This is a genomic window from Streptosporangium roseum DSM 43021, from assembly GCF_000024865.1.
Classification (GTDB): Bacteria; Actinomycetota; Actinomycetes; order Streptosporangiales; family Streptosporangiaceae; genus Streptosporangium; species Streptosporangium roseum.
Genome location: NC_013595.1, coordinates 8,212,981 through 8,230,943 on the forward strand (window position 1 = coordinate 8,212,981; position 17,963 = coordinate 8,230,943).

A 17,963-nucleotide genomic window follows, 5' to 3' on the forward strand; every position below is an offset into this window, starting at 1 on the left:
GACGAGTCGGGCTGAAGGGTGACCGGCTGGGAGGTTCCTACTGGGCGGCCAGCTGGGAGATCTGCTCGGCGCTCAGCACCCCGTCATAGGCGCGGACGTCGTCGACGGTCCCCGGCCAGTAACCGGTGAAGACACCCGCGTTCTTGGCGCGGCCCAGCTGCAGGGGGCCGACGGCGTTCCACGCGCTCACGTGATCGGTGACGGTGCTGTCCGACAGCCGTCCGTTGACGTAGACCCGCAGCTCGCCCTGGAGCGGGTCGTAGACCCCGGCCACGTGGGCCCACTCCAGCGGCACCGGGAGGGCGTCGGACCGGGTCCGCACCAGCGCGGTGGTGTCGGTGTCGGCGGCGGCCATGCCGAGGACCCACCGCCCCTGCTCCCTGTCATAGCCGAGCTGGAAGCCACTGGCCCTGTTCCCGGCCTGGGAGACGGCGGACGCGTCGCGGGTGGGCAGGTAGTCGAGCTGGGTCCAGGCGGCGACGGTGAATCCGGCTCTGGTGTCGACCGCGGGAGCGGCGGCCTGCGCGTAACCGCCCGTGCCGTCGAGGGCGAGCGCGCCGTCCAGCCAGCCTTCGGTCCAGGACGCGCCGCCGCCCAGCGCCGCCGCCGAGGCCCGTCCGGAGGAGTCGGCGGCGGCGGCACCGGCCCCCTCGTCCAGTTTCCAGTGCCCGACCAACGTCGCGGCGCTGTTCACCAGGTCGGCGACCTCGTCGCCGAACATCGCCCGGCCGTGGACGCGGACGTCGTCGATGTCGCCCGGCCAGAACTCCGCCGCCCCTCCGTCGGCCTTCGCCCTGCCGATCGCCAGGGGCCCGGTCGCGTCCCACGGCTGGGTGAACGGGACCGTCGACTCCAGGCGCCCGTTGACGTACAGGGACAGCGTCTCCGCGGCTGCGTCGTAGACGCCGGTGAGGTGGGTCCACTCGCCGAGCCTCGGCGCGGCCTCCGACAGCGCGCGCACGGCCGGCGCTCCGTCGGCGTCCGCGCCGGTACGGCCCAGCGCCCAGCGGTTGTCGGCCTTGGAGTACTGCAGGGAGAATCCGCCGGTCCGCCCGCCGTCCTGGCTGACCGCGGTCGCGGTGGCGTTGACACCGGTCAACCGCACCCAGGCGGCGACCGTGAAGTTGCTCAGGGTGGACACGACGGGGCCGGTGGTCCGCGCGTGGCCGCCGGCGCCGTCGAGCCGCAGTCCCAGGCCGGTCCTGCCGGTGGTCCAGCCGGCCGGGCCGTACAGGGTGGCCTGGTGGGCGCCCGTGCGGTCGGCGGCCCCGGTGCCCTGCCCGTCGTCCAGCGCCCAGTGCCCGTCAGGGCCCGTTCCCGCGTTGACGTTGAACACGTAGGTGCGGATCGGGCCCTGGTGTCCCGCGCGGTCCTTGCTGCGCACCGAGAGCACGTTGGGGCCGTCGTGGCGGGGGGTGAGCCGGATCGCCGCCGACCCGTCCTGCAGGCCGGCCGCGACCTCCACCTTGGGCGCGGTGTCCAGCCCGTAGACGTAGCCGACGACGTCGGCGACGCCGTTGGCGGTGAAGGTGAAGGAGCCGGCCCGGCCGACGCCGTCGTTCCAGCCTCCCTCGGCGTACTCCGGCGAGGTCACCCCCGGTTCCCTGCCGGGGGCGGTGGCGTCGACGGTCGCCTCGCACCAGGGGCTCCACGCGCTACTGGCCCTGCCGTCCTCGCCGCGGACCCGCCAGCGGATCACGGAGCCGTCGCCGAAGGCGCCCTGCGGGACGTCCGCGTAGAAGGCGCTGCCCGTTCCCTGCGGCTCGGTGAGACGCTCGCCCACCTTCGTGCCGGCGGCGTTCCACCACTCGAACCGGCCCCTGACCGAGTTGTCGGCGTCACGCAGCTTGGCCCACAGCTTCGGTGTGGTGCTGCCGATGGTCGGCCGCCCCTCACCGGCGACACAGCCGCCTCCCGGGTCCGACCACGCGTCGGCGGCGACGGGCGCGGCGGGCAGCGAGTTGTACTCGATCACCAGGCTGGGGTTGTTCTTGAACTTCTTCCAGCTGTAGTTGTCCGACTCGTTCGTGGCCCTGAGCCCGATGGTCATGTTGGGCCACTTCTTCGCCGCGGCGTCCACGGCCTGGCTGGTGACGTCGAACTCGACACCGCCGGGCAGGCAGGCCGGCCCCCAGCCCTTCGCGACGTTCACGGTGTCGAGGAGTTTGGCCCACGTGGGCTGCTTGTTCCAGGTGGTGCTCTTGCTGATCGGATTGGTCGACCAGGCCTCGACCTTCCGCGCGCTGCACGAGTAGGACCACGTCTCGTATGTCCGCAGCGTCGCCTTGATGATCTGCTTGCCGTGGATGGCCGTGCCGGTGTTCATCTGGAAGAACGACCGGTTGGTCTGCCCGGGGACGTGTCCCGCCCTGGCGACGTCGTTGGCGTTCAGGAAGTTGGAGCTTGGATTGTTGCTCCAGACGGACGTCCACGCGCCGCGGGCCGCCGAGAAGAACGGGTCGAGGTAGACCGGGAACCTGGTCCTCGGGTCCTCGATCATGTCCCGGTCCGGCCTGAGCAGCAGCTTCCCGCCGGCGAGTTCGAGGCCCATCACCTCGTGACGGGCGTCCGCCGGGGAGCCCTCCCCCGCGGCGAGCGTGCGCGCGGTCGAGGCCCCCGACGAGTCCCACATCATCGGCGGCGAGGCAGTGAAGATCGTTCCGCCGTTCGCGTCGACCGCCTCGAGGTTGCCGCCCCTGGTGGACTTCATCGACAGCCCGTCGGCCGACAGCGGGAAGCCCAGCTCGGCCAGGGCCTTGTTCTCGGCCGCCGCCCGCGACTTGACCACCAGGAGGTGGGAGAAACCGTCGACGTCCGCCTTCACCTGGAGATCCACTCCCGGCAGCACCTCGGGATAGGTCGCGGTGTCACCGCTCAGCGCCGGCTTCGGCAGCGCGCCCGGCCACTCCAGTTCCAGCGCCTTGCCGCCGCGCGCCATCCGGGCGAGCGGCGCGCTCCCACCGCCCGAGAACGTCAGGTCGACCGCCGTCGCGACAGGGGCGACCGCGCCGTCGGGCCGGAGCCGGAGCGTCGCGTCCGCGGCCACCCACCGGCCCGCCTGGCGCACGCGCACCGGGCGCGCGTGCTGTTCCAGCACGAAGGTGCCGTCCGGTCTGGCGAAGACCTGGCGCGTCTCCGTGCGCATCGCGTCCACCTCGACCGGCTGCCCCGTCCGGCGGGCGAGAGCGAGAGCCGGCTTCTCCGCGGGTTCCGCGCTCCGCTGTCGTGTGACGGCGTCCGCGCCCTGTTGCCGCACATCGGCGACAGCGCCCAAGTGATCGGCGGGCGCTGCCACGACCGCGCCCGCCACCATCGCCACGACCAACCCACGAGCTAAGCGCATCAGCCCTCGCCGTTGTCGAGCTGGGACGACGCGCGGGTCAACGCCCGCCCGGCGTCTCCATGATCTTCAATTGACGAACGGATTGTCACCCAGGTAAAGCTGCCCGTCCAGATCTTGTGGCATATTTCGCCAGAATTACTTTTTTGTCTGAAGAAAACTGCCAGCGACGGGCCGGACCGCAGGAGGCCGCGCGGACCGGCCCCTCCTGCGGCACGGCCGGTGACACCCGCCTCAGCGGTCACCGATCGGGGCGCGGGCGGCCGGCTGGACGCCACCGGGAGCGCCGCCGAGGCAGGCGGGATCCGAGGCGTCAGCGGGGAGTACGGCGGTCAGCGTGAAGCGCTCGCCGTCGCGCTCCGTGCTCAGGTGCCCGCCGGCCTGCCGGGCGCGGGAGGCGAGGTTGAGCAGGCCGGTTCCCCGCCGGCCGGCGATCGGGGGCAGTGCGCCGTCGTTGGACACGCGCAGCCGTACGGTCCCCTCCGCCTCCGGCGCCGTCTCGATCTCGCACACCCGGGCACGCGCGTGCCGTACGACGTTGGTCACCGCCTCGCGCAGCACGATCGCGGCCGGCTCGCCGGGGGCGGCGCCGAGCCGTACCCGTGCCTCGATCCCCGCGGCCGCCAGCATCGCGCGGGCGGCCTCGACCTCCTGCCCGAACGCCGGCCCCGCCGACTCGCCGGTGACCGAGCGGACCGACGACAGCGCCTGCTCGGCCAGCGCCACCGCCTCCGTCAGGTGGACCCGCGCCGCGCCGGGGGCACCGCCGGCCAGCCGGTCGGCGAGCTCGCCCTTGACCACGACGGCCGACAGCTGGAAGCCCAGCAGGTCGTGCAGGTCCCTGGCGATCCGCAGCCGCTCCTTGAGCACCGTCACGCGCGCCAGTTCCTCGCGGGCCTGCCGCACCTGGCCCGCGGTGACCGGCAGCCGGCACAGCGCGTACGTCATGGCGGCCGCGGGCAGGCCGCCCAGCACGGTGAAGGGGCTGCCGACCACGCCCTCCACGCCGTACAGCAGCACCGGGACGCCGCAGGCCAGCAGCGCGGCCAGCCCCCACGACAGCGGAGCGCGCACGTGGAAGAGGACGACGCCGGCGACCATGCCCAGGTAGGGGAGCGGGGTGATGTCGCCGGCGGCGGCCAGCGCGAGCACGACCAGGCCGATCTGCGCGGCCAGCGTCACGCGCCACGCCGGCGGCTGCACGCCCGGGGGTCTGGGCAGCACGTGATGGAGCTGCAGGACGGCGACCGCCGGTAGGGCCACGGCCGCCACCGCGAGCTCCGCGGGGCTCGGCACCGAGAGCGCGAGCTGCCGCGCGCCGAACAGCCTCAGCGCCGCCGTGCCGAGATGGTCGATCTCCAGAACGAGCAGGACGCACCAGGCCAGCCAGGGGACCGTGGCCACCGGCTTCGGCCGGCGCGCGGGCACCCGGCCCGCGGGCGGCGAGACCCGCGCCACCACCTCGGCCCGCTCGCCCTCCTCGGCCAGCTCCACCTCCGTCCCCGTGATCACCGTCCCCGTGACCGCCTCGCGCAGCGCCCCCGGGGGCAGGCCGGTGAACACGACCGTGAAACGGGCCTGAGCGTCCAGCTCGATCCGGCAGCCGGAGGGGGTGCCGGAGCGGAGTGCGGCGATCACCGTCCGCCGCAGCAGGGCGGCCAGCGCCGCGTCCACCGGTGCGGGCAGCCGGTCGGCGGCGACCAGGGCGGTGGTGGCCGGCACCCCTGCCGCGGCCAGCACCGTCGCGGCCGACTCCGCCTCCGCGGCCAGCGAGTGCTCGCGGTAGTCGTCGGCCACCGACCGGACGGCGTCCAGGGCCTGGCGTGCCCCCTCCACCAGCTCGGCCGGCGGGAAGCGGGCCGGGTCGTCCGCCGCGCTCCGGCCCGCCGCGATGACGGCCGCCAGCCGCGTGCCGAGCGAGGCGCGCAGCTCGCCCGCGATCCGCAGCCGCTCGCGGGCCACCTCGGCCGAGGCGTGCTCGGCACGGGTGGCTTCCAGCTCGCGCACCAGGTGGCCGAGGCGCGCGGTCGCGAAGAAGCCCAGACCGAGCGCGGCGCTGATGAGCGCCGCCCACAGGGCGTAGGCGAGGCCGCCCGAGGGCAGCCAGAGCAGCCTGACCGCCAGCTCGCCGGCCACCACGAGCCCCGCGCCGGACCAGCCGGCCCAGCCTGCGAGGGCGAGCGGCAGCGCCGCCGCCGGCAGCGCCGAGACCGGCCCCCAGGCGTCACCGAAGACCGCGTAGGGGCCGAAGGCCAGCAGCACCTGGACGGCCAGAACCCACGGTGGCAGGCGGCGCAGGACGGCCGCCAGGTACAGGCCGCCCAGCACGACCACGAGGACCGCCCCCGCCACCACGACCGCGAGGTCGGGCGGGCTGCCGAACGACATCCCGGCCGCCAGCACGCTGATCCGGAAGAGGCAGTACAGCGTGAGGCAGACCAGGGTCGGCATCAGGGCGAAGCGCGACATCCGGTCTTCTCCGTGCCGCTGTGACATGCGCCTTCTCACCCCGACAGAGCAAATGACCGAAATATGGCATTTTTGCGCTCATCTTTCGGATATGCAATCTGCGTGCCGGTCGGCTGCGGGGCGCGCCGGAGGCGGCGCTGCGGGCACTACCGGCACCACCACGTCCGCTGCCGGGTCTGCGCGGGTCAGAGCCGCTGCGCGGAGTCCTGGCGCGGCACGCGTGCGGCCGGGCCGGTGGGGACGAATTCCGGCCGGCGGTCGATGCGCGCGCGATCGGCCTCGGACCCGAAGTGATAGTCGATCTTCCGGGTCGCCTCCGCCCACTGCTCCATCGTGCGCACGGGCGCGAGCGTCTCGACCACGAACGGGTCGTGCCAGCGTTCGACGGCCCGCCGCCACAGCTCCTCCGGGGAGTCCGTCAGCACGTTGCCGACCGTTCCCTCGTAGGCGGCCATCGCCCGCGCGGCCCCGTCCGGCTCGATCTGCAGGACGGGGAAGAACGACCCGCCGCGGATACGGTCGGGATGCATCTGCAGTGCCAGGTTGTCCGTCGTGGCCACGCGCACGGACGGCGGCGCCAGGGAGCGCAGGTGTTCCCCGTACTCGGGGTTTCCCAGCAGTTCGACCTGGGAGTCGGAGAGCAGCTCGTGCTGGGCGAACCCCTCGCGGCTGGCGAGCCCCTCCGGTATCACCGCTCCGAACGCGATGGACTCCAGTTCGGGGAACCTGGGCGCGATGGCGGTGCAGAAGTCCTCGATCTGGTGGAAGTTGCTGCTGACCACGACGCAGTCGATCCCCAGGCCGAGGGGGCTCCCCCCGGACAGTCGCCGCTTCCGGGCGGCCGTGTCCAGGAGCGCCAGCGCGCTCATCGCCCGGTCGAACGATCCGCGCCGGCCGCGGATCCGGTCGTGCACCTCCGCGGTGGCCCCGTCGACGCTCACGTTCATCCGGAAGGAGCCCCGCACGATGTCGTCGATCATCTCGGGGCGCAGCGACCAGCCGCCCGTGAAGAGCGAGACCTCCATCCCCGCCGCGGACAGCCGGTCGATGACCTCGAAGACACCCTTCACAAGGAGGGGCTCACCGCCGGCTATGCAGACGCCGTACGGCTTCATCGCGATGACGGCGTCGGCGGCGCGGAGCATCTGGCCGTGGTCCAGCTGGCGTGCCGGCCGGCGCCCGGATTCCGAGTAGCAGTGGGAACACCGCAGCGGGCACGCGTATGTGATGTCCCAGACGACCTCAAGCGGGCGATCGGGTATTTTCAAGGTGGCGCTCCTGACGCGGGACAGGCCGGGGCCGGCTCCGCGGACGTGAGGGACTCCGTACGAGTCCCCGCGGTGGACGGATGGGTGAGGTCGCCGGCGGCCGGCCGGCTGTGCCCGCCCGGCGCATCAGCCGGTGGCGGTGAGAAACTGGGTGGCGGCGAGCTCGGCGTAGAGCGGGTCCGCGACGACCAGTTCGTCGTGGGTGCCGACGGCCCGGACCGTGCCCGCCTCTATGACGACGATCCGGTCGGCCAGGGTGACCGTGGACAGCCGGTGCGCCACGACCAGCACCGTCGTCGTCCGGGCGGCCTCGGCGACCGTGTCCCGCAGCGCCGCCTCGTTGACGGCGTCGAGCTGCGAGGTGGCCTCGTCCAGCAGCAGGAGACGCGGGCGGCGCAGGAGCGCGCGGGCGATGGCCACGCGCTGGCGCTCTCCGCCGGAGAGCTTGGTGCCCCGGTGGCCGACCAGGGTGTCCAGGCCCTTGGGCAGCCGTGCCACCAGGTCGTCGAGGCGGGCGGTGCGCAGGACCCGCCGGATCTCCTCGCCGGTGGCTCCGGGGGCGCCGAGCAGGAGATTGTCACGGAGGGAGCCCGACAGGACGGGGGCGTCCTGCTCGACGTAGCCGATCGCGGCCCGCAGCTCCGGGAGGTCCCAGTCGCCGAGGTCACGGCCGTCGAGCAGGACGCTCCCCGAGGTCGGCTCGTAGAACCGCTCGATGAGGGAGAAGAGGGTGGTCTTGCCCGCGCCGGAGGGACCGACGAAAGCGGTCATGCCCCGCGACGGGACGGTGAAGGTCACCCCGCGATGGACGGGCGGCAGGTCGGGCGCATAGCGGAAGCGCACGTCGCGGAACCGCAGTTCGGCGGGTGCCGCGCCGGGGGCGGGGAGCACGGCGGCCGGCCTCTGCGGCTCGGACGGCAGCCGCTCGGCCTCCTGGATGCGGGCGACCGCCGCGGCCCCGATCTGGTACTGGCCGGCCGCGCCGACGAGTCCCTGAAGGGACGGCACCAGGGTGAACACGTACATCAGGAAGGCGATCAGCGTCCCCACGTCGATCAGCCCGGAGGCCACCCGGGCCCCGCCCGCGGCGAGGACGGTGAAGAAGGCCACCTGCAGGGCGAGTTCGGCGGTGTGCCCGGCGACCGCCAGCCACTTGGCGGCACGCACGCTGGCCTGCCACGACTCCTCGGCGGCACCGTGGATGGCCGCCTCCTCGCGGTGCTCGGCGCCGGAGGCCTTCACGGTGCGCAGCGCCCCGAGGATCCGCTCCAGGGCCGCGCCCATCGCTCCCACCGACTTCTGGATGTCCCTGCTCGCCCGGCTCACCCGCGGCATGACCACGCGGACGACCGTCCCGGCGAGGAGCAGCACGCCGAGCGTGACCGCCAGCAGCACCGGGTCGAGCACGCCCATCATCGTCATGGTCGCGAGGATGGTGAGACCCCCGGTGACCGTGCCGACGAGCGAGTCGGTGGTGACCTGGCGCAGCAGGGTGGTGTCGGAGGTGACTCGGGACATCAGGTCACCGGGCTCGACCTGGTCGACGGCGGACATCCGCAGCCGCAGGAGGTGGGAGACCAGGCGGCGGCGGGCGGTGAGCACGATCGACTCGCCGGTACGGCGCAGCACGTACTCGCCCAGTGGCCCGATCCCCGCGGTCACGACGACGAGGACGCCCATCAGCAGCAGCACGTCGGTCAGCGGCCGGTCCGCGCCGAGGTCGTCGACCAGCTGCTTGGCCGCGAGCGGAAGCGCCAGCCCGATCGCCCCGGACACCAGGTTCAACAGCCCGCCGAGGGCGAGCCAGCGCCAGGACGGGCGCATGTAGCGCAGCAGCACGCGCCAGGCGGGTGACGGGTCCGACGGCGCGGGGACCGGCGCGGAGGTCCCGCCGTCGCGAGGGGGCAGCCGTCCGGGTCGGGAAACGCGAGGCTCGGCCGCCCCGGCCACCGCCGCTGGGGCGTCGGGCTGAAGGCGCTGCGTGTCCACGGGGTTCCTCGCAAGAATGTCTGGGATGGGAGAACTGCGGGGGTCGCCGGTGTCCGGAGCGGGAGTGCCGGGGACGGGAGAACCGCGGGGACGCCGATATCCGGAGCGGGAGTGCCGGGGACGGGAGAACCGCGAGGGCGCCGATGTCCGGAGCGGGGCGCCCGGGACGGGAGAACCGCGGGGGTCACCGGCGTTCCCGCCGTCCGGCCCTGGCCGAGCGCGCCGAGACACGCTCGGCCAGGGTCAGCGCCGGGAGGCGTTACCGCCCCCCGGCGCCGGAGCGATCAGACGCAGACGTAGCAGGCCGTGCCGTTGTACGAGGTGACCAGGCTGGAGCACGGGTGCGCCTTGCCCTCAGAGGCGTTGAGCGTCTGGAGCTGGAGAATCTGAGCCATCTTCTTGTTTCCTTTCGGTCGCCTCGAATGCGGGAGACCGCAGATCGAGGACGGGGATAACCGACGCGCTCTGGTTGAACGCGACGCTGAGGGCAACGAGAACTCCGGCCGAACCCGTTTCCAGGTCCATGGACAGCCGCATGAGTTGGTTGCCGGGGAAGGCCAGGTGGCCCTGGTAGAAGAGGGCGTGCCAGCCGAGCCGGCGCACGTGCTCGCGGAGCACGGGCCGGTCTTCCGGCCTACCCAGTAGGTGGAAAGTCGCGATGGTCCCCGCCCGTCCCATGAGGAGGGACGGGTGACGGACGAACGGCGCCCGGCAGGCGCGGCGGACGCCGTCGACGACGTCCGCGAAACCCGGCTCGGCACGCCGGCCCAGGTACTGGGACAGGACCAGCGCCAGGCCGCCGCTGCCGGTGCCGAGATAGGCGAGGTAGCGGTTGCTCTCCAGCAGGCAGAAACCGCCGTCCGGCAGCACCTGGCCCCGGCCGATCTCACGCTGCAGCGCCAGCCGGGCCAGGTCGAGGTGACGGGTCTCCCCGGTGGTGTCGTGCAGCCGGAGGAAGTAGGAGGCGACCCCGGTCAGGCCGTGCTCGAGGCCGACGCGGCCCTGGGGCGCGAACATCCCCGAGTCGCCGTCGCCGAGTTCCGCGGCCAGCCTCTCGCCGATGTCCAGGGCTTCGGTGCGCAGCCCCTCGTCTCCGGTGAGCTCGGAGAAGTGCAGGAGGTTGAGGCCCGCTCCGGCCAGCCCGCCGTGTATGCCGGGTACCGCGAGGCCGTCGTGCAGTTTCCGGGCCCGGTCGAGTATGTCGAGCGCGTCGTCACGACGCCCGAGCGACTCCAGCGTCGCCGCCACGCCGTGCAGCCCGTTCAGGAGGCCGGGGCGCGGGTCGGGGGCCCGGTGCGCGGCCGCGACGAGCCAGTCCACGTAGTCGTCCGGTACGGCGGCGCCGGCCTGCCGCAGTGCCCAGAGCACGCCGGCGGCGCCGTTGGCCACGGTGAACCCGCCGGTCGCGAACTGCTGCGGGTCTCCCGGGAAGAGCCGGTCCCGGCGATCGGGCGTCGCGCTCGCGTTGATTCCCGCCACGAGCGAGTCGCGGACGGCCGGCCAGTCGAGGTCCCCGGCGGTGAACATCCGGGCCGCTCCGTCCTCGCCGAGAGGTCCCCTGACCGCGCTGAACTGCCGGACCAGACGCGGTCCGAACGCCGGCGGCAGCGGGAAGTGCTCGGTGATGACGTCGGTGAGGCTGGCGAGCTTGACCGGGTCCCGCTCCTGGAGAGGGCTGATCGGGAGGAACACCCACTGCCGCAGGCAGTTCAGGACGTAGTTGTCGGCCTCGCGACCGGAGAGCTCCTTCGGCGCGGCGAATCCCGCGGCGGCGAGGCCCGGGGGGCGCGGGTCCGTCAGGTCGGACGCGATCTCGAAGTCGATCAGTACGACGCGTCCGTCCGGGCGGACGATGATGTTCTCGGGGTGCAGGTCGGCGAACCGCACCCCCCTCGCGTGGACGGACATGAGCGCGTGGTCGACCTTCGCCAGGACATCGGTCGCCCACCGGGTGTACGAGGCCAGCGACTCGGCGGTCGGGTCGGGGCTGACCAGCGGGTAGCGCTCGAACACCTCGTCCATCAGGGTCTTGCCCTCGATGTACTCCTCGACCAGGAAATGGTGTTCCCAGAACATCCGGTGGTCGAGCAGGCGGGGGACGCAGTCGAGGCCGCTCAGCCGCTCCAGGATGTCGCGCTCGTGTGCCAGCCTGGCGACCGCGTCGACGCCGCCGGTGTCCAGGCCCGCGTGCGGCCGGGCCTCCAGCAGCACCACGTACCCTCCGGACGCCCCGTCGCGGGCGAGGTAGACCCCACCGCCGTTGGAGAAGTGCAGCGCCCGTTCGATCTGGTAGGGAAACTCCTCCTCGCTGCCCGCCCCGTGCCTGGCGACCGACGCGCGCAGCACCTCGGGGATGGAGACCCATTCCGGTACGGTGAACGCCGGAGTCCGCTTGTCCGGCACCAGCTGCCCGTCGGGCGTACGGATCGCGTACCCCAGGCTGCCGTCCGATTTCGTGTAGGTCATCGGCTGGAACGCGCCGTACCGCACGTAAACCGGCGAGTCCTCGTACCGGAGGTCGCTGAGGATGTACGGGCCGGTGAAGTCCCGCAGGATTCCGGCCAGCGCCGGCAGCACCTCGCTCAGCTGTTCCTCGTCGACCGGGTACAGCGTGATCAGCTTGCCGCTGCTCCCCCGATCGGCGTACTTGTTGTTGAGCAGCCGCATCGCCATCTTGCTTCTGAGGAACTTGACGGCGATGTTCCGGCTGACGCAGAAGTCCACCACGAGGTCGCAGACGGTGGCGGCGTCGGCGTCGGTCGCCGAGACGTGGATCTTCCATCCCTGCTCCGGCAGCGCGGCGTCGGGCGGGAGCAGCACGACCCACAGCTCGCTCTCGCCGACGCGCCACCCGCTCGGGAGCGGCCGGCGTGCCGTGGGGAAGCGGTTGCCGTCGTCCGGTATGCGCCAGACCGGCTCGAAGAACAGCGGGTCGGCCTGGCAGTAGGCCACCAACTGGGGAAGTGTCTCTTTCATCTGGTCGGACTCCTGGATGCTGAAAGCGTGAGGGGAATCATTCGGACGAGATCGTGTTTCCTGACATCACGCTCCGTCCGGCGGACGCCGGCCACCGGGGACGCTCCGGTCCGGTTCGAGGACGATCGGCAGTCCAAGGAGGTAGCGAACGCTGCTCTGCCGGTAGTGCAGGCTCTGGGAGTCGCGGGCGAGCTCCATGTCCGGGAAGCGCCGGGCGAGCGTGCCGATGGCGATCTGCAGCTGGGCTCTGGCCAGTTCCGCCCCCAGGCAGTGGTGGTGGCCGTGACCGAAGGCGAGGTGGGGGTTGCTCGTCCGCCTGATGTCCAGCAGGTCCGGATCGGCGAAGAACGACGGGTCCCGGTTGGCCGCCACGAGTGACGCGGTGAGGAGGCTCCCCTCCGGGATCGGCGTGCCCTTCACGTCGATCGGGGCCGCCACGTGACGGGGGATGCCCACGGGGAACGGTGTGACGAGCCGCAGCAGCTCCTCGACCGCGGTGACGGTCAGCGTGGGGTCGTCCGCGAGCCGTTTCCACTGCTCCCGCCGTAGCAGGGCGGCGACGCCGCTCGCCAGCACGGTGGTCGGCGCCCGGTGGCCGTTCACCATCAGGAACCTGGCCGCCGAGACGAGGTCCTCTTCGGACAGGCCGTCCCCCTCGGCTTCGACGACCCAGCCGAGCAGGTCGTCCGAGGGCCGGGCCCTCCTGTCCGCGATCAGGACGCGCAGGTAGTCGTCGATGTCGCCGTGCGCCTTGGGCGGCGGGGAGACCAGCCTCTCCAGGATCCATTCGTGTATGTAGCCCCGGTCCCGCTCCGGCACGCCGAACAGCTCGCACAGGACGGCGACCGGCAGGGGGTAGGCGAACCTCTGGAGGAGGTCGATCACCTCGCGGGAGGGGACCGCGTCCAGCAGCGCGTCGGTCTCCCGCTGGATGCGCGGACGCAGCGCCTCCACCCGTTCCGGGGTGAGGTGCCGCTCGATCAGCCGGCGCAGCCGGGCGTGTTCCCGGCCCTCGATCGTAATCAGGTCCAGCTCGCCCCGGTGCGCGAGGGCCGGATCGGCCGACTGGAGCCGGAACCCCGCAGTGATCTCCACCTCGCCGGCCAGTCCCGGACCGGCGAGCGCCGTGGTGGTCGCCTCGTGTCCGGTCAGAACCCAGGACGTCGCCACGTCGGCCGTGTTGACCCGGTGGACCGGCCCCAGCTCCCGCCACTGCCGGAGCGCGCCGGGATCGTTGAAGATCGCCGGGGTGAGCGCCGGGAGCCGTGCCGGGACCTGCGCGTGAGCGCCCGCCTCGCCCGCCTGCCGGTCCAGATCGTCCAGGAAGGGGACGAGCACCGGGACCGCCGCCTCCGGATCGGCGGCGGACAGCACCAGGACCGGGCAGAGCAGCTCCGGTGCGGAGTCTCCGAGAGCCAGGCCCCCGCCACCCGGCGGCCCCACGACCACCACCGCGGCCACCCGCTCCGGATGACGGTCCGCGACCTCGATCGCCGCCGGTCCGGCCGCACCGTAGCCGAGCAGTACGGCGCGGTCCGGGCTGTCCGGCGCCGCCAGGAAATCCGTGATCCCCCCGACGCAGGCGGCGAGGTCGCCGGCCGGCACGCCGGCCACCCGCACCCGCCGGCCGCGGCCGGTGAGCTCGTCCTCCAGGCGCTCGCTCCCGGCCCCCGGGTTGAGGATCACCAGGACCCGCCCCCCGGCGGTGGCACCCGGCTCATCCCCCTTCGGGGCCGTGGCGGGCAGCGCCCCGACCCCGCCACCACTGGCGACTGTCGCCATCTCAACTCCCCCTTCCGGTACCGCTGGTCCGGAACGTCTCGGCTGGCTGATGACCAATGTTTCCGAGAGGGCTTGGGAAGCTCTTGTGGCTGACTTGTAAAGGTTCTTGGCGCGGGCGTCACCTGCGGAATCCGTCGCCGAGGACGGCAGCGACCGGCAGGATCACCCCTCCTGTCCGGAAGGACCCCTGATTCCGGCTCCGGGAAACGCGGGTCAGGGCATGAGCGCCGGCTCCAGGAGGCGCAGCCTGCCCGCCTCGGTGTCGAGCTGGGCCCTGACCCCGATCGGGTAGGTCTGCATCGAGATGCCGTGCCCGATGTCCGCTCCGGCGAGGACCGGCACTCCGAGATCGCTCAGCCGCTCCACCAGCATGCGCTCGACGTCGCGCGGCTCGCCGCAGTTGGTGAACGTGCCGAGCAGGATCCCGGCCACGCCGTCGCTGTAGGTGGCCCGGCGGAGCTGGGTGATGTAGCGGTCCATCCGGAACAGCTCCTCGTCCACGTCCTCAAGGAAGAGGATCGCCCCCCGGGCGGGCAGCGAGGTGTCGGTGCCGATCGAGGCGGCCAGCAGCGTGGCCGTGCCGCCCAGCGTGTGGCCCTCCGCGACGCCGGGGACGACGGTCCTGGCGTCGGGGAAGACCAGCTCGGTCACCGTCTCCGGGTGAAACAGCAGCTTCATCAGCTCGTCGAAGTCGTACTCACCCGGTCCCTGGTAGAAGCCGTCGCAGGCGACCATCGGCCCGAACAGCGACGCCCAGCCCAGCTTGACCGCGATCGCCTCCAGCAGCGCGGTCACGTCGGAGTAGCCCACCACGACCTTCGGCCTGGCCGCGTCGATCTTCGACCAGTCGACCAGCTCCAGCGTGCGCTGCATGCCGTACCCGCCGCCGGCGCAGAAGACCGCGTCGAAGGCCGGGTCGCCGAGCGCCCTGGTCAGGTCGCCCGCCCGCAGGAGGTCGTCGCCCGCCAGGTAGTCGTACTCGGTCCCGCCGGCCCGGGAGGAGGCGAACACCTCGGGTTTGAGGCCGCTCTCCTCCATCGCCACCAGACCGCGGTCCAGGTTGGCCTGGTTGGGCGGGCTGCTCGCGGCGATGACGGCGACGCGGGCGCCGGGTCGCAGGGCGGACGGACGGAGGAAAGCGGTCATCGGAGGGCTCCTTCGGTGGGCGGGTTCAGTGGACGAGATGGCAGGCGGCGAGGCTGGACCTCGACGGATCGCCGGTCAGGACGGGCAGGTCGTGGCTGTCGCACAGCGTGTCCTGACCGGCCGCTCTGAGCGGGCACCGGGGGTGGAAGCGGCAGCCGCCGGGGACGGCGGCCGGGTCCGGCGGCTCGCCGGTGAGCAGCACGGGCTGCTCGCCCGAGTCGGGCAGCACCGACAGCAGCGCCCTGGTGTAGGGGTGTTTGGGACGTAGCAGGACCTCTTCGACCGTGCCGGTCTCGACGATCCTGCCGAGGTACATGACCGCGACCCTGTCTGCGATGTTCCAGGCCAGGCCGAGGTCGTGGCTGACGACCAATGCGGACAGGCCGAGCGAGTCGCGCAGCTCCAGGATCAGCTTGAGGATCTCGCCCCTGACGGAGGCGTCGAGCGAGGCCACCGGCTCGTCGGCGACGATGACCGAGGGTTCGAGCGCGAGCGCCCCCGCGATGACGACGCGCTGCTGCTGGCCGCCGGACATCTCGTGCGGGAAGCGCCCCGCGAACTCCTCGGGCGGCCGCAGCCCGGCTTTGGCCAGCGCGGCGTGCACCCGTTCGCCGAGCCGATCGGTCAGCCCGTGCAGCCGGGGCCCCTCGGCGACGGCGTCGAAGACGTTCTGCCTGGGGTTGAGCGCGCCGCCCGGGTCCTGCAGGACGAGCTGGGTGTGGCGGCGGTAGGCCTTCAGCGCGGCGGCGGAGTATCCGAGGGGCTCGCCGTCGCCCAGCACCTGGCCGCCGGTCGGTTTGACCAGCCCGACCAGGGCTCTGGCCAGCGTGGACTTGCCGCACCCCGACTCGCCGACGAGCGCGACGATCTCGCCCCGCCGTACCTGCAGGTTCACCCCGTCGACGGCGCGCGCGGGCGCGGCGCCCCTGCGCGGCGGGTAGGTGACCATCAGGTCGCGGACTTCCAGCACGGGTTTCACGTCCCGCTCCCTTCCAGCACGCGCAGGCACGCGGCCTCGCGCAACGGACCGCTCGGCCACAGCTCCACGGTCTCGGTACGGCAGGCCGCCACGGCCTCGGAGCAGCGCGGCTCGAAGGCGCAGCCCCTGCTCTCGCTGAGCCTGGCCAGCTCGGGCGGCGTGGGCGGGTCGCCGGGCAGCCCGGCGGGCGCGAGCCGTGAGGCCGGGTCGCCGATCGTCGGGAAGGCCCGGCCGAGCGCCCGCGTGTACGGGTGCCGCGGCTCGGCGATGAGCTGCCTGGACGGGCCGATCTCGGCGATCTGCCCCGCGTACATGACGGCCAGCCGCTCGCACATGTGCGACAGCACCGACAGGTCATGGCTGATCATGATGACGCCGATGCCCGACTCGCGTACCAGCTCGCCGAGCAGCTCCAGCACCTGCGCCTGGACCATGACGTCGAGCGCGGTGGTCGGCTCGTCGGCGATGATCAGGTCGGGCCGGCAGGCCAGCGACATTGCGATCATGATGCGCTGGCGCTGGCCGCCGGAGAACTCGTGCGGGTAGGAGCCCGAGCGCCGCGACGGCACGCCGACGCTGTCGAGCAGCTCGGCCGCCCGCCTGCGTGCCGCCCTCTGCCCGACCTTCTCGTGCAGCAGGATGGGCTCGCAGATCTGCTCGCCGACCGTGCGCACCGGGTTGAGCGCGCTCATCGCGCCCTGGAACACCACGGAGGCCGCCGACCAGCGCACCGCGCGCAGCCGCGCCCACCTGGCGGTCAGCAGGTCCTCGCCCTCGAACAGCACCTCGCCGCTCACCTGGGCGGAGGGGGCCAGCAGCCGCAGCAGGCCGAGCGCCATCGTGGACTTGCCCGAGCCCGACTCCCCCGCGACGCCGAGGGTCTGGCCGCGGTCGAGGATGAAGCTCACGCCGCGTACGGCGGGCACGGCGCGCTCGCCGTTGCGGTAGGTCACCCGCAGGTCGCGCACGTCGAGCATCGGGGTCCCGGGCCGCTCCTCCGGTGCCGGGGCCTGCCCGCTCGCCGCCACGGGCGCCTCCGGCGCCTGGACCTGTCCCCTCGCCGCCACGGACGCCTCCGGCGCCCGGGTCCGGTCCCTCGCCGTCATCGGCCCACCATCCTCGGGTTGAGCACGTGCTCGACGGCCCGGCCGACGAGCGTGAAGCCGAGCACGACGATGAGGATCGCGATGCCCGGCGGTATCAGGTACCACCACGCGCCCGCGGTGACCGCGCCGCCCGCGAAAGCCGCCTGGAGCATCGAGCCCCAGGTCACGCTGGTCGGGTCACCGAGGCCGAGGAAGGTCAGCGTGGCCTCCGACAGGATCGCCGAGGCGACGGTGAGCGTGCTGGAGACCAGGATCAGCGGCATGACGTTGGGCAGCACGTGCCTGATCATGATCTGGGTGTTGCCCGCGCCCAGCGCCCTGGCCCGCTCGATGAAGGGTCTCGCCTCGACGGCGAGCGTCTGGGCGCGCACGAGGCGGGCGGTGGCGGTCCACGAGGTGACCGCGATGGCGATCGTGATCGACGCCGCGCCCTGGCCGAGCACGGCCGACAGCGAGATGGCCAGCGGCAGGCTGGGCAGCGCGATGAACCAGTCGGTCACGTGCATCAGGCCCTGGCCGACCCGGCCCTGGTAGTGCCCGGCCAGCAGGCCGACCGTGCTGCCGAGGACCACGGTGAGCGCGGTGGCGATGATGCCGATGCTGAGCGACTCACGCGCGCCCCAGATGACCAGCAGCAGGACCGAGCGGCCCGCCTGGTCGGTGCCGAGCGGGTAGCCGTCGACGGGCGGGGAGAGCTGCGGGCCGTCCACCCTGATCACGTTGAGCTGGTCGTCGCCGATGAACAGCGGCGCGGCCAGGGCCAGCGCGCCGAAGGCGACGAGCAGGCCGAGTCCGGCCAGGCCGGCGGGCCGCCTGGCGTAGGCGCGGCAGAACCGGCCGAACGCGTGGTGGCGTGGGACCTCGACCGCGGCCGGGGCGTGCGTGGCGGCGGTCACCGGACACCGCCC

Annotated in this window: 10 protein-coding genes; all 10 read right to left on the reverse strand. The window is 73.0% G+C overall.

Features of this window, described 5'->3' with window-relative positions:
- Positions 1 to 37: 37 nt before the first annotated feature.
- The 10 genes from SROS_RS35870 to SROS_RS35915 all read right to left on the reverse strand — a co-directional run bounded on the left by SROS_RS35870 (position 38) and on the right by SROS_RS35915 (position 17,951).
- Positions 38 to 3,145, reverse strand: coding sequence for a LamG-like jellyroll fold domain-containing protein (locus SROS_RS35870; RefSeq protein ID WP_245564401.1), 3,108 nt, complete (start codon positions 3,143 to 3,145; stop codon positions 38 to 40).
- Between the two features lie 429 nt (positions 3,146 to 3,574).
- The gene (locus SROS_RS46455) at positions 3,575 to 5,809 is read right to left on the reverse strand and encodes a histidine kinase (RefSeq protein ID WP_012893851.1); all 2,235 of its coding nucleotides are present in this window, start codon (positions 5,807 to 5,809) and stop codon (positions 3,575 to 3,577) included.
- A gap of 185 nt (positions 5,810 to 5,994) precedes the next feature.
- Complete coding sequence (locus SROS_RS35880; RefSeq protein ID WP_012893852.1) at positions 5,995 to 7,077, reverse strand: radical SAM protein; 1,083 nt, start codon at positions 7,075 to 7,077, stop codon at positions 5,995 to 5,997.
- A 126-nt stretch (positions 7,078 to 7,203) separates the two neighbouring features.
- Positions 7,204 to 9,066 (reverse strand): ABC transporter ATP-binding protein, encoded by a 1,863-nt coding sequence (locus SROS_RS35885; RefSeq protein WP_012893853.1) that lies wholly within the window; start codon positions 9,064 to 9,066, stop codon positions 7,204 to 7,206.
- 354 nt (positions 9,067 to 9,420) lie between these two features.
- The gene (lanKC, locus tag SROS_RS35890; RefSeq protein ID WP_012893854.1) at positions 9,421 to 12,042 is read right to left on the reverse strand and encodes a class III lanthionine synthetase LanKC; all 2,622 of its coding nucleotides are present in this window, start codon (positions 12,040 to 12,042) and stop codon (positions 9,421 to 9,423) included.
- Between the two features lie 66 nt (positions 12,043 to 12,108).
- Positions 12,109 to 13,824 (reverse strand): cytochrome P450 family protein, encoded by a 1,716-nt coding sequence (locus tag SROS_RS35895; RefSeq protein ID WP_012893855.1) that lies wholly within the window; start codon positions 13,822 to 13,824, stop codon positions 12,109 to 12,111.
- 213 nt (positions 13,825 to 14,037) lie between these two features.
- On the reverse strand, positions 14,038 to 14,970 hold the full coding sequence (locus SROS_RS35900; RefSeq protein WP_012893856.1) for a S66 peptidase family protein: 933 nt from the start codon (positions 14,968 to 14,970) through the stop codon (positions 14,038 to 14,040).
- Between the two features lie 25 nt (positions 14,971 to 14,995).
- Positions 14,996 to 15,949, reverse strand: a complete 954-nt coding sequence (locus tag SROS_RS35905; protein WP_012893857.1) for an ABC transporter ATP-binding protein — start codon at positions 15,947 to 15,949, stop codon at positions 14,996 to 14,998.
- Positions 15,946 to 16,926, reverse strand: coding sequence for an ABC transporter ATP-binding protein (locus SROS_RS35910; RefSeq protein WP_043657544.1), 981 nt, complete (start codon positions 16,924 to 16,926; stop codon positions 15,946 to 15,948). Before SROS_RS35910 ends, SROS_RS35905 begins: the two co-directional genes overlap by 4 nt.
- Before the next feature lie 125 nt (positions 16,927 to 17,051).
- Positions 17,052 to 17,951, reverse strand: a complete 900-nt coding sequence (locus SROS_RS35915; protein ID WP_012893859.1) for an ABC transporter permease — start codon at positions 17,949 to 17,951, stop codon at positions 17,052 to 17,054.
- Positions 17,952 to 17,963: the final 12 nt, after the last annotated feature.